Origin of the sequence: Pedobacter sp. UBA5917, from assembly GCF_002432345.1 — a bacterium.
GTDB lineage: Bacteria > Bacteroidota > Bacteroidia > Sphingobacteriales > Sphingobacteriaceae > Pedobacter.
The window spans coordinates 1-12964 of the sequence record NZ_DJDT01000356.1 but is presented as its reverse complement, the minus strand read 5'-3'; the positions used below and the strand labels follow the sequence as shown (position 1 = coordinate 12964).

The 12964-nt window shown below is 40.4% G+C and carries 11 protein-coding genes; 9 read left to right on the top strand and 2 right to left on the bottom strand.

All coding sequences use genetic code 11. The annotated features are described in order from the left end of the window. Positions 1–188: 188 nt before the first annotated feature. Both B2V92_RS24905 and B2V92_RS24900 read right to left on the bottom strand, forming a co-directional pair. On the bottom strand, positions 189–2054 hold the full coding sequence (locus B2V92_RS24905) for a hypothetical protein (protein WP_293313200.1): 1866 nt from the start codon (positions 2052–2054) through the stop codon (positions 189–191). Between the two features lie 27 nt (positions 2055–2081). Next, entirely contained in the window at positions 2082–2516 is a 435-nt protein-coding gene (locus tag B2V92_RS24900; RefSeq protein ID WP_293313198.1) for a GPW/gp25 family protein, read from the bottom strand. A gap of 179 nt (positions 2517–2695) precedes the next feature. Between B2V92_RS24900 and tssO the strand changes: the two genes are divergently transcribed. The 9 genes from tssO to tssD form a co-directional block, all read left to right on the top strand. Continuing rightward, positions 2696–3217 carry a type VI secretion system TssO gene (tssO, locus tag B2V92_RS24895; RefSeq protein ID WP_057933291.1) on the top strand — a complete coding sequence of 174 codons (522 nt, stop codon included), beginning with the start codon at positions 2696–2698 and terminating at the stop codon, positions 3215–3217. Positions 3218–3227: 10 nt separating this feature from the next. Continuing rightward, complete coding sequence (locus B2V92_RS24890) at positions 3228–3713, top strand: type VI secretion system transmembrane protein TssO (RefSeq protein WP_215124638.1); 486 nt, start codon at positions 3228–3230, stop codon at positions 3711–3713. 34 nt (positions 3714–3747) lie between these two features. Next, on the top strand, positions 3748–4725 hold the full coding sequence (locus B2V92_RS24885) for a PKD domain-containing protein (protein WP_293313193.1): 978 nt from the start codon (positions 3748–3750) through the stop codon (positions 4723–4725). 38 nt (positions 4726–4763) lie between these two features. Further along, complete coding sequence (tssR, locus tag B2V92_RS24880) at positions 4764–7139, top strand: type VI secretion system protein TssR domain-containing protein (protein ID WP_293313192.1); 2376 nt, start codon at positions 4764–4766, stop codon at positions 7137–7139. Positions 7140–7144: 5 nt separating this feature from the next. Further along, complete coding sequence (locus B2V92_RS24875; protein WP_293313190.1) at positions 7145–9661, top strand: ATP-dependent Clp protease ATP-binding subunit; 2517 nt, start codon at positions 7145–7147, stop codon at positions 9659–9661. 56 nt (positions 9662–9717) lie between these two features. Next, positions 9718–10164, top strand: coding sequence for a hypothetical protein (locus tag B2V92_RS24870; protein WP_057933296.1), 447 nt, complete (start codon positions 9718–9720; stop codon positions 10162–10164). A gap of 18 nt (positions 10165–10182) precedes the next feature. After that, the gene (locus B2V92_RS24865; protein WP_293313187.1) at positions 10183–11571 is read left to right on the top strand and encodes a DUF5458 family protein; all 1389 of its coding nucleotides are present in this window, start codon (positions 10183–10185) and stop codon (positions 11569–11571) included. Between the two features lie 123 nt (positions 11572–11694). Continuing rightward, positions 11695–12267 carry an NAD(P)H-dependent oxidoreductase gene (locus tag B2V92_RS24860; protein WP_293313185.1) on the top strand — a complete coding sequence of 191 codons (573 nt, stop codon included), beginning with the start codon at positions 11695–11697 and terminating at the stop codon, positions 12265–12267. Positions 12268–12770: 503 nt separating this feature from the next. Beyond that, on the top strand, positions 12771–12964 hold a 194-nt coding region (gene tssD / locus B2V92_RS24855), incomplete at its 3' end, for a type VI secretion system tube protein TssD (RefSeq protein ID WP_293313183.1).

The window sequence follows — 12964 nt, the reverse complement described above, 5'->3', positions numbered from 1 at the left end:
TACCCGAAGCAGGCGGGCATTCCGCTAAGCTCCGGTCGAGATGACGGCCATTATGTTAAGTCTTTATTCTTACCCGATCGTCATGCTGAACTTGTTTCAGCATCTTTCCAGCAAAATAGACCCTGAAATAAATTCAGGGTGACGGACTGCTTTGGAAGGTTAAATAGGGAAAAAACAACTATTTTAAATTAAACCGCCCTATACAACGCCGGTTTTAATAGCAAACGGTAATGCACATTCATCGTGCTCCTTAAGTTTAATTTTGCCAAAGTTAAACTCAGCAGTTCTTCCCAATCTTGTGTGCTCAGGTTGAGTTGATCTGCTGGTTCGATCAAAATATCTGTCGTTTTAATAAAGCCGGCATTCGGTTTATTATCCATAATCAAACCCTTGGCCAGTGTAATGCCCTTTAATTTGTTACCCAGTTCGTAACGGCAAAAATTGATCACATCGGCTTTTGTAATAATCCTGTCGGCTGTGGTTAAGCCGTATTTGTAAGCCTGCACCCGGTTGGTCGCATTCAGTCGCGACCGGCCGCCTTTGGTTTGGCTCAGTAAAAAAATACTCTCTGCATTTACCTTATTGTTATCGTATACCACTAAACGGCTTCCGGCATTAATGTGGTTGGCTTCTTCTGCCTGTGTAACCCATATATCCAGGAATAATATATCTGCATCGTCAATAGGCTTTAATACAATATAACTTGGCAGTTCTTTAATATCTTTCAATGCCGAACGGCTTTTTTGTTCAATCAAGGCAATATTCTGTTCCAGGTTTTTTAGGATGGTACTTAAAAAATCTGGTCCGTAAGCGGTAAAAGCAGCTTTCTCATCGCGCAACAGTTCAAAAAGGTAATCTACCAGTTCTTTGGCATTTCTGGTATCGAAACGTTCGGTACCACCGTAGCGGATCGAGAAAGAACCATCACCCTTTTCATTCTCGTTGGTGTACGGTATTTCGTTATAACTTTTTCCTTTATTATCCTTCAGGTTTTCCACGGCAAGCATCTGATCCAGCGATTCCGTTTTAATCGGGATAATATTGTTCATCGTTTTAAGCCGATGTTTAATCTGGCTCAACCGTTTATTCACCACCGGGAAGGCGTTGATATAAATATGAAGCTCGTTCAGCATTTCCTGGTTTATAGCTGCCGGAAAAATTACCTTAAGCCATTTTACCGATTGATCGATCTGGTTTAAAACAGCTGGCTGAAACAGATTGGTAAACTCAGCGGGTAGTTCCCTGCTTTCGTCGATATTAAAATCGTTAAGATCGCCAAGGGTAATAAACCTGTTGCTGTAAAACTGTAAAATGTCTGCTTTAATCAGATTAAGCAATTGTTTGTGCTGGAATGGTGCCTGTACCTTACCCGTTAAAGGCTCATCCATAAAACGCTCGGTATAGGCAGTGAGTTCGTTGTTTTTGTAGAACCATTTCCCCAATGAGAGCAGATCGTAGGTGTTTTCGGGCACCGAATAATTTTTCCAGTCGAAAAATAAATTCAGTTTATTAAAGTCCATCCAGTCTTTAATGCCACTAAAACCGATGTACAACGTGTTTTTTTCTGTCGAAGTACCCGAAAGGGTATTCTGTATAGGCTGTTTGCCCAATTGCTCTACATTAAAGAGCGTATTCCCGGTAACGATGTATTTTACAGATGCATTGTTCACTTTTACAGTGTGCAGCGGACTAAAAAAAATATCGGTTTTTTTGGCCTTATCATTTTCCTGAGGGATATTCTTTTTGAATGCAAACTGCGAATAGGGCGAAAGATAATCCTGTTGCTCAATCGGTCTGGCATGCATAATGGCATGGGCCGGTAACGATGATGTTAAATGATCGGGCGCCAGAATACGGCTGATCTTATCAAAAATCCTGTTCTCTAAATTTTTAACATCATTGGCTACATTAAAAAGCTCGTTACTAAGTGCTTCAATAATCAACCTAACAAGCGGATCGAAGTCGTTACTGTCTTTAATATTCCAGAAATCTTCGGCATTTTTTAAAATTCTATTGCGGATTTCATCTTTCGATGAGTAAAAAACTGGTTTCATGTGTAGAATATTTGGGGCGTTTTAGATTTAGGTTGATAAAGGGCTGAGAAATAATGCGGTATTGAAAAAATATTTTTCACCTGTGGTTTTTATCAGCGCCCTAACGCTAATATCTACCTTTTTTTTGATCTCCGTAATCTTACGCAGGGGATATACATTTTCTACTTCCGTAATGCGCACTTCTACCGAAGTATTATAGATCCTGAACTCATAATCGGTAATGGATTTGAGCAGTGATTTGCGGAATTTTTCCTCCCAGATGCTTTCACTCACGATTAATTCGAAATCGAGGTCCCATATCTCGCAGCCAAAATCGTTGTGGAACCGATGCTCCCCAAAACGGGTAAAAATAATCAGTTCTATGTGGTTCGAAATCGATTTTCCGAGGTCAGTTGGCTGAAGCCCAGCGCCTGCGAAAAGAGACTTAAATCTGAAGGGTTTGTTGTAAAAATTTTCAGACATAAACGGTTTGGCTTAAAGTTTGTTAAAAGTAAAAGAAATAAAATCGTTTTAATAACCAAACAACAAATATTAAAAATTGTTATAGTACAATGTTAATTTGAGAAAGTTTGAGTGATTTTAAGTGAGGGAGATCTCAGATTAATATGATAACTAATGCTATGTGAAACTATTAATGCTCTATGAAACCCATTAATGCCATCGAAATCAGGACTGCTTACACGAGGTTTATCTTAAACTTTGTATTCCTAACGCTTTTTTCCATTCTCTGTATCTATCTTTTTTTTGCCGCATCCGATTATGAGTATACCCTGCTCGATAAAAAGGTAAAGGAAACCGAAAAACTATCTTACCTCAGAAAAGATATCAATACCAATTTCGACCTTATCCTGGTGCGTTTTAAAGAACTTGCCCAATACCGCGATTATAATGCAAACGAAATGAGCAAACAGAGTATCCTTTTAGGCGATATACAAAGCGCCAACAACAGGATTAAAGATCTTATTTCCAAAAAAACACAAACCAGCCCAAGTTTTGATCTCTACGCCAAAATCAACAACAATGTTGGCGCAATGGCCGATCTACAGGATTCGCTCATTAAATCAAGGGGTGATATCCAAAGGTATAAAGAACAGATAAACGATTGCCACCGCGCCAATCAGGCTACAGCAACCAAAATCAGGAACGGACGCTTCGGCCGATAATTAAACGATTATGATAAAGTTAAGTATAAAAGAAAGACGCGAACAATTCTTGTTTTTTATAGCGCTGTTTGTTTTTACCGTTGGGCTATTAAGTTTTGGCATTTTTTATAGCGATAAATCGCGCTACGAAATTTCGAAAGAAGAGCTTGAGGTAAAAATCAGCGAGAACGAAACATTCGAAAGCATGGTGAAAGAAACTTCGCCTACCATCGATACCACTTACAAACAGATTACACGCTATAACCCAAATGTACAGGCCGTTTTTTTGAAAAACGATATACAGAATTCACTAGGCTCTATCAGGGCTGCGTTCGACCGTAAAGCGTCAGACCAGCGCTATAAAATATTTGTTCAAACAGCGCAGCTGTACGACAGGTTATTTTATGATAGACAGGAACAGAACCGAAATATAACAGATATAGAATTGCATAAACGACAATTGGACGATTGTATTCTCAACAGGCGACAATTGCAGCAAACCATATCTGCCAGATAAATATCCCAAAAACAACCTATAAAAAACGCTACCTATGTCTGACACAAACACCAAGCAAGTTAATTCAAATTCGCAGGGCTATGTTATTCTTTACATCCTTTTAGCTGTATTGCTCTTAACAGGCCTCATTTTCCTATTTAAAAGTTCATTGTTCGAAAAAAGGGCAATTGATGCGCGGATCTTAAAAGATGAAATTTATTTAAACGAAAGTCTGGTTTTTACCGATAATACCCCAAAAGCCACAAAATGGTTATGGGAATTCGGGAATGGTGAAAAAGCCACCACAAAAACCGGTTCGTACCACTACACTAAGCCCGATACTTATATTGTGCGTTTAACCGTTGATGGCGAACTCCGCCAGGAATTTCCCATTACCGTACGCGATACCGTTCATACCGCAGTTGTAGATAGTGTGCTCACCATTAGCGGACCAACAGCTGGTTTGGTTAATGAAGAAATCAGGCTCGAAGGAGATGGCGAAGGAAAAGATTTCGAATGGTCGTTCGGCGAAACCGGACGTGTTGATGTTAAAGGAAAAACAGCCTTATACACCTATCGTGCCCCAGGGAAATATGTGGTGCGCCTGCGCTCGGATAAAAGCCGTAAACCAGCTTTCTTAAACATTCTGATTACCGATCCTAACGCCGAAATTGTTGAAGATATTGTGGCCCCAGGTGATGGCGAACGCAAAACTATCGATGATATCAGGGCACGTTTACAGGCCATTGCCAACGGCGCCGATTTTAATTCCAACTATTACTACCTCGTTAACAAATACATGTGCGGTAACGAAAAGGTAACGGTTAACGTAGAAATGAACGGTAAGAAAAAGCAGACCGATATCTATTCGTACTGCATGGGGCTCACTTTTGGAGGCGAGATAGCCGTTGATGAAGCGCAGCTTACCATCAAGCCAAATTCTACCTGTGCCAGTTTGGTAAATATTAAACAACATTCAGGTACGGCCCAGCCCGCTGCAACAACTGCTGATGCACCGGCAAAAACCAGATAATTAACAGCTCACCTAATTTTAAAGCTCATCTACAGATTATGAAAAAATATTATGCCTTAAGCCTCCTTTTTATAGGAATATCGTTTGCCTACGCGCAGTCGCCGGCATCCTTTGGCAAAAAAGTAAAATACATGCCTAAATCTTACGAAAGGCCTTCTGAAAATATAAATGTAATGGACAATACCAGCAGCAGCAGTTTGCCATGGATTGTTTTTTCCGACCGAGAAGATAATTATACAACTACCGCACCCGGCGGGAGCCTGATTATGAAAAAAATCAGCTTTATGGAGCCTTTCTACGTTTCGAAAGAAGAAAACGGCTACCTCAAACTGATTAAATATAAGGCCGGAATGATCAGGGGTAGAAAAATAAACGATAAAAAAAGCGCCATCAGTTATGGCTGGATTGCAAAATCCAAACTGCTTTTATGGCAACGCGCTTTCTCTAACCAAAAAACAGGTTATGCAGAAAAAGCCATTGGTATCGTAAACGGTAAAAATGCCCTAACCGAACCAAAATTCTATTTCGATACCACCGATTCTATCCTGGTTTACAATACACCGGAGCTTAAAGATAGACGTACAAAAGTAAGGTTGCACGAAATTGCCTACATCTACAAAAAATCGGAAGATGGCAAAAAATACCTCATCGGTTCTGATGACCAATTGGTTGCAGATACCGCTTTAAAAAGTATTTATGGTTGGGTTTCTGCCGAAGCCGTACACAGCTGGGGCGATCGTTTGTACATTACTTCCGTTAAACCGGGCGATTACGATAAAGATGATTCTACCTCATTCGCCATTAAAAGCGGCATTGATAAAGGAACAGCTTTCGTAGTAGATCCCTTATTGCCGCGCGAAAACCTGATCTTGCGTAGCGTGCCGATTGTTTCAAACGATGAAGGTGGCAATACCGTAGGTATAGCAGCAGATGTTTACAATAAAAAAGACAATAAAATATTAACTATTAACGGTTCTGCGCTTTCTTATCAGGATTACCTGAATCTCCGCAAAAATAAAAGCAAGGTAAATGTTGTTTTTGTAGTGGATGGCGGTAGCCCAATGACCAAGTATTTTTCGGGAATGACCAATACCATCTCCTCTTTCGAAAATATTATGGGCGATTTTGGTAAAGGAACAAAAGTAAACTTTGGCGGTGTGGTTTACCGCGGAGAAAACGGTTGTGCTTTAAAAGGCATTTTTGTTAGCCCGATACAGAATGATTACAGGCAGTTGATGACTTTCTTCTCAAATCAGGCCAAAAATACGGTTAGGTGTAATGGCGAAGTAAGCGAAGAGCCTGTTTTTCAGGCCATAAAAACCGGATTAGGTTTGTTTAAAGCAAAAAAGAACGAAACCAACTTAATTATCCTGGTAGGTAGCACCGGAAACACGGGTGGAACCAACAATTACCTGATTAACGAATTAAGCGAGCAGGTTGCACAGGCTGATGCACGTATTTTAGCCTTACAGGTGTATAGCGATTTCAACCAGTCGTTTAATGATTTTGTAATCCAATCGCGTAAGCTTGTTTCCGAATCGGCTATCCGTTCTGCCGAGTACCGTAAAAATACCATGGTAAAAGGCGAGGGGTTAAAAAGCTTCCAGCCTTATAATACCAGCTTGCAGGATTCTATTTCTTACTATTTAGATTATCCTAAAAACAGTTTAATCCAGGGTGGGGTAGTTTTCCCGACCAAAGGTTCGGTAAATTCTAACCAAAGTATGACGATCGCTCTGCGCCGTTTTGTAAAAGAAACTAACTCCGATATTTATAACCAGATCAGCTCGTTGGATAGTGCATTCCGTTTAACGGGTATATCGCGTAAAAACCTTACTGCCGATGTAGAAGGTTTATTGCCAGAGCCGGTTGGAGGCGAAGTTGCCGACCGTATGCCGCATAATGCCTTTAAATATTACAGTACAGCAAACTTATCGCTTGATGCCGTAAAAAATAACCGGTCTACCTTACAATATGCCATCGTGTTAAACAACATGGAGTACAAACAGATTGTAGATGTATTTTCGATTATGCTAGGGCAAAATCTTCAGGCTGATCAGTCTTCATTCAGGAGCAAGCTTGTTAAAAATTATGTTAAAATGCCTAAACAGATGCTGGGTATTAAAGAATCATCGGGCAACATCAAGCGTTTAACTCTGGCCAATTACATTAAATTGGTAACCGGTTTGCCTTTAAATAACGAATTTTTAGAGAAATATGCCGTTGGCGATTTAAAGAATACCTCTAAAATGCCACTTGAGGAGTTCGAAACTTATATCAAATTGTTAAACCAATCCGTTCAGCAGATTAAAAGGGCTACGCAGATTGAGCAGCAGTTTATTTCGAACGGCAAAATATATTACTACATCACCGAAAACAATTTTAACCCGGCAGTGTTGCCTACAACCAACTAAGGCATATGGCAGTTACAAATTTAAGCGAATCGGTAAAAACAGCCCTGCACATTGCACAGTCGCTGGCTAAAGAGTACAGAAACGAATTTTTTTCTGCCGCCCACCTGCTAAAAGGCTTAATGCATAAAGATGTTGGCCTGCGTTCGTTTATTACCTCTATTGGTAAGGATGAAGAATACATCAGCGAATGGGCTGAGGTGCGCATTGATGAACAGGCAAAATCGGCAAGTTATACCGATAATGTAAGCGGAGGACCAGAAATTGCAGTGATTTTTGAAGAGGCAGATAATGTGCGCATTAAACTGGGGCTGGATTTAATTACACCGGTTTGTGTGTTAACTGCATTGGCAAAACCGGGAATCGGTTTTCAGCCTGATCAGTTAAAATCCTTCCCGATAAAAGAACGCGAGATTTTAGATCTTTATGTAAAGGACGAAGAAATTTCGCGGGTAGTTTCGCCTGATAAAACAACAGCTGGTGCCGAAAACAAAAGTACAGGCAATGCCCTATATAAATACTGCATAGATAGGTTGCAGACCGTACGCGATGGTAAAACCGACCCGATCATCGGTCGTGATAAAGAAACCAGGCAAATGATGGAAATCCTTTGCCGCCGTACCAAACCGAATGTAATCTTAACCGGTGATGCAGGCGTGGGTAAAACCGCTTTGGTTGATGGTTTTGCCATTGATATTGTAAACCAGAACGTACCCGAAAGTTTAAAACCCGTGCAGCTTTTTGAGCTCGATTTAGGTTCTTTAATTGCAGGCGCCTCATACAAAGGAGAAATAGAAGACCGTTTAAAAAACATCATCAAAGAAATCAAACAGTTCGAAAAAGCCGTATTGTTTATTGATGAAATCCACACATTATTGGATAGTAAAGGTCCCCTGGGGGCAGGTATCGGTAATTTGCTGAAACCCGAATTGGCCCGTGGCGAAATTACAGTGATCGGCGCCACAACCATTGATGAGTACCGTAAAATTATCGAGCCCGAGCAGGCTTTCAGCAGGCGTTTCGAAGTATTGCAGGTAAACGAGCCTAACGAAGAAAGCACCATTAAAATGCTGCAGAAACTGGCTGTAAAATACGAGGAGCATCATACTCTAACCGTCGAGCCCGATGCCTTGGGCGAATGTGTTCGCCTGGCCAAACGATACATGAAAGACAGGAGGCTGCCCGATTCGGCATTCGATCTGCTCGATCGTACAATGGCTGCCATGAAAATGATGAACGATACCTCTGATCAGGTTATCGAAAGTTTGGAAACCGATTTAGAAGCTTTAAATGCCAATACCGAAGAACCGGAAGCAGAAAAATTTGCCGATTACAAATGGCTTTACTCTTTACTTCAGAATAAGTTAAGCCCGGTTTTATTGGGCCGTTTAACCGACGAAACGCAGACCGATGCTTTCGAAACTGCTGATGAATACCAGGGTTATATCACCAGCAGTCTACAGGAGTTAAAAAAATACGCTGCTGAAAAAAGCGACCGCATCACAAAACAGGATATAGCCTCAATAGTGGCCTATAAAACAGGCATCCCGATGGGAAAACTGCAGGCGGGCGAAAAAGAAAAATTGCTCAATATGGAGCAATACCTTAAAAAACGTGTGGTAGGACAGGATCAGGCTTTAAAAGCTGTTTCTGATGCCATACTCGAATCACGTAGCGGCCTGAACAAAAAAGGCCAACCTATCGGGTCGTTCTTTTTATTGGGTCCAACCGGAACCGGTAAAACCGAGCTGGCCAAATCAATCGCCGAATTTTTGTTCAACGACGAAAAAGCGATGATCCGTTTCGATATGTCCGAATTTAAAGAGGAGCACAGTGCCGCTTTACTTTACGGAGCGCCTCCAGGCTACGTGGGTTACGAAGAAGGTGGTTTATTGGTGAATAAAATCAGACAGCAGCCTTATTCGGTATTGCTTTTTGACGAAATTGAAAAGGCACACCCTTCCGTTTTCGATACTTTTTTACAGATCCTGGACGAAGGCCACATGCATGATCGTTTGGGTAAAGAAGGTGATTTTAGCAATTCATTAATTCTTTTCACCTCGAATATTGGTAGCGAATGGATTGCCGAGCAGATTGGTAAAGGTGTAATTCCTGCTTCAAACCAGTTAATGGAAGTGATGGCCGGGCATTTCCGCCCCGAATTTTTGGCGAGGATTTCCGAAATTGTTCCTTTTGCACCTATAAACGAAAGCAATGTGGTACGCATTTTCGAAATCCAGTTAAGCAGTTTGGTACAATCGCTCAATAAAATGGGTATTGAGTTTGAAATTGCAGAAGATGCCAAAAAAATGATTGCTTTAGATGGCTTTACACCAAAATACGGAGCAAGGCAGTTATCGGCAGTAATCCGGAACCTTTTACGCCGTCCCATCTCCAAATACATCATTTCGGGCGAACTGAAAAAAGGATCAAAGGTTGTGGTAAGCAAACATGCAGAAGAAGATAAACTCGAATGGAATATTATTCAGCCCGAAACCGCAACATTGGAACAAAAATTGAGTTAAAACGTTAACTATTATATTATTAGAACAAATTAATCGTAAACCTAAATCAACATACTATGTTTAATTATGAAATTGGTGGTAACGAGCGAAAAATTGACACCTCAGAAGCCTTCGCAGAAATTGCCCATAACAAAACGCTTTTTGTACAGAAACTTACCGATAACGATCCGATAAAACCTGAAAAAGTAGAAGGATTAAAGACTGTGAAAGACGTATTCGAACATTATAAACCAAATGTGAAAGTAGCTTTCGAAAAGCAGGACGGATCAACCGTTGGCGAAACCATAAATTTTAACGATCTGGGCGATTTTGGTGTGAAAAACATCATCAACCAAAGCAATTACCTTACCAACGTAAATATCGAAAGGGAAATGTCGCTTAACGTAATCAAACAGTTAAAATCGAACAAAACCTTAAAAGCTACACTTGACGACGAAGAAACAAAGTCGGCCTTCATTAACGCTTTGAAGAACTTTGTTGACGAATTGGAGCAAAATAAATAATCTTAACGCCGAGAAAACATGTCAAACCCTCAAGAATTAAAAACCGACGAAAATACTGGTCAGGCAGGTTTTAAACCAGCTGAAACCAAAACCTTAGAAAAAACATCACTTAAAGATAACCTCGAAAAACTGGCTCGTGTTGGTGGTTTCGATCTGTTAGAAGCCACTGTTGATGGTCTGCAGAACTTAAACCCCGAACGTAAAGCCCGTAAACAGATCTTTTTAACCGGTGATGAGAAAAAGAAAGAACGCGAAGAGCTGAAAAAGAAAATCCAGCTTTGGATCGATGTGCTCGAGTCTTCTACTTCTGTAGCCGATATGGTAGAAAAAAGTACCGAAAAACTGAATGCTGCCGAAGAAAACCTGAATAAAAACATCGGTACCGCATTAGAAAGTACAAGAGAACTGGAGCAGGCATACCGTTCGGTGCATTTGTTCTATAAAAATACCGAATCTGATAAACTTAAAAATGTGGTGCTGTTAAATGCATCAATGGATCAGATCAAAGATCTTGATAATCCGCGTTTTATCGAATACGTGGATGATGAATTAAAACAGAATTACGACCGTTTGGATCTCCGTAATAACTACTCTTTAATGGTTGTACCTGGCTATATGGGCTCCAATAAAGTGTTAGAAAGATGGGGTAAAATTGCGCATAACAACAAAGCCATGTTGGTAACCGATTTTGCCGATCTTGATCAGCCGGATGATGTACTGGATCTATTTACCGCAGCAAACTTTACCGGTGGCGATGCATTCCGCTCAAACGTAATCATGACCTGTAACTGGTTGGTTGGCCGTGGTAAAGTTGCCGAAGTGGGTGAGGAAGACGATTTAACCGTACCTGGATCGGCTGCATTGGCTGGTAAAATGTATTACACTTTAATGTCGCAGGTTACCGCAGGTAAAAAACATGGTGCCATAAACGAGGTAGATGGCGTGAAATTCGATTTGAAGAAAAGCGAAATTTCCCATTTAGAAAGAGTAGGTTTGGTGCCAATGGTTAACGAATATGGTAAAGTAATGGCTTTCTCGGCCAAAACCTTATTTAACGGCGATAACATCGGTTTACAAACTTATTCGGTTGTACGTGTATTCGATTACATTACCAAAGTACTGTTCGATTTCCTAAACAGAAGGGCTTTCGAAAACTGGACTTCTAAAACAGAGCAGGACCTGCGTGGCCAGATTGTTAAGTTTTTGGATGGTATCCAGGGCGCTGACCGTTTGATCGAAAGATTTAAAATTATGCGTTTCGAAAGAGATGAACAACAGAAAGACAGAATCCATTTGGATATCCATATCACACCATATTTCCCGGCCAAAAGTTTTGTGGTAAAACTGGATGGACATAAAGGTGAAGATGAAAGCACTACCTGGAGTTCAGAATATAATCAGCAATAGTTTTTGATAGCTGAAAATAAAAACCCAACCCCAGCGTTGGGTTTTTTTATGGGTTATGCACTACACTTAACAAATTCTTTATAATTTTGTAATGCATCGGCCCAATCAGATTAATCAAAAAAAATGAAGCAAGTACTTCTCCTCAATGGGGATATTGAAAAAAACGCATCTACAAATTTCCTGATTAACGCCTATAAAGAAGGGGCAGAAAGTGTTGGCGCTACCGTACGGGAGCTGGCCATTATCGATCTGATATTCAATTCGAACAAACTGTTTAATAACAGACAGATTGCTGAACTGGAACCCGACCTGCAGAAAGCCTTAACTGCCATCAGGCAGAGTAATCATGTGGTACTTTTTTGTCCAGTTTATGTTGATCATATTCCGGCCAAAATCAAGGGCTTTTTCGATCGTCTTTTTATGCCCGATCAGATTTTTACCACGCAACGGCAGAATGTAAACAACAATTTTAGCGGGCGGTCGGCCCGGATTGTATCCATTTTGGATGAGGCAACCTTTAAAGAATGGAAAGCCAATAAGAAAACCACTTATTTATCCATAAAAAAAGTAGTATTCGAAAAATGTAGAATGAGCCCGGTATTAACCAATACCATCGGCGAACTGCACTCGCTCGAAAACCATTATAGCCAAAAGTGGTTGGCCAAAATGGAAAAATTTGGCTCACAGCTCATTTAATACCGCCGTGGTTCCATGGTCTGTGTGTCATGGTTTGTGTCTTCACAAATCATCAGGTTCAGATCAATTCGTCATGATGAATTTATTTCAGCATCTTTTTAGCATGAAAGACCCTGAAATAAATTCAGGCTGACGACCGCATTAGAAAAAAAATTTATTTTGCGCCATGGTTTGTATCCACGCAAACCATCAAGTTTATTTACAGCTACACTTTGTCCTAAAACCCTACACTTTGTGTACAATCGCTACAGTTTTGTAACGCAGGTACTTGCTGTAATGTATTTGTAACACGAAAGATAGAATCGCTTTTTTCCACATTTTTTCCACAAAAAGGCATTGTATAACTGCACTTTTAGGCGATAACAGCCATTTGCTATCTTTTTTAAAACGGTTTATCACTTATCACTGAGCCATATAGATCATATTTGGCCTGATATTTGGTTATGTTCGAGCAGTAGCGGACGCTACATAAATCAAATTTTTAACCTTTAAATTTTAAAACTATGGCTTTCAAAGCTAGATTAAATTTTTCAGGCAAGGAGTACGATGTGCTTCACTGTGCCTATGCGTTAAACCGTGATGTAGATGCAAAAGGAAGACCCTCTTCCGGAGTTTACGGCGGTACCATCGACATTGAGATCGAGTCAACCGAAGACACCTCAATAATCGAGGCGATGGTAAACAACCAGTACAAACC

Bases quoted from the DNA above. Each gene is read 5' to 3' on its own strand.
- B2V92_RS24875 (WP_293313190.1), top strand. From the start codon at position 7,145: ATGGCAGTTACAAATTTAAGCGAATCGGTAAAAACAGCCCTGCACATT.
- B2V92_RS24870 (WP_057933296.1), top strand. From the start codon at position 9,718: ATGTTTAATTATGAAATTGGTGGTAACGAGCGAAAAATTGACACCTCA.
- B2V92_RS24905 (WP_293313200.1), bottom strand. From the start codon at position 2,054: ATGAAACCAGTTTTTTACTCATCGAAAGATGAAATCCGCAATAGAATT.
- B2V92_RS24900 (WP_293313198.1), bottom strand. From the start codon at position 2,516: ATGTCTGAAAATTTTTACAACAAACCCTTCAGATTTAAGTCTCTTTTC.
- B2V92_RS24885 (WP_293313193.1), top strand. From the start codon at position 3,748: ATGTCTGACACAAACACCAAGCAAGTTAATTCAAATTCGCAGGGCTAT.
- tssO (WP_057933291.1), top strand. From the start codon at position 2,696: ATGAAACCCATTAATGCCATCGAAATCAGGACTGCTTACACGAGGTTT.
- tssR (WP_293313192.1), top strand. From the start codon at position 4,764: ATGAAAAAATATTATGCCTTAAGCCTCCTTTTTATAGGAATATCGTTT.
- B2V92_RS24865 (WP_293313187.1), top strand. From the start codon at position 10,183: ATGTCAAACCCTCAAGAATTAAAAACCGACGAAAATACTGGTCAGGCA.
- B2V92_RS24860 (WP_293313185.1), top strand. From the start codon at position 11,695: ATGAAGCAAGTACTTCTCCTCAATGGGGATATTGAAAAAAACGCATCT.
- B2V92_RS24890 (WP_215124638.1), top strand. From the start codon at position 3,228: ATGATAAAGTTAAGTATAAAAGAAAGACGCGAACAATTCTTGTTTTTT.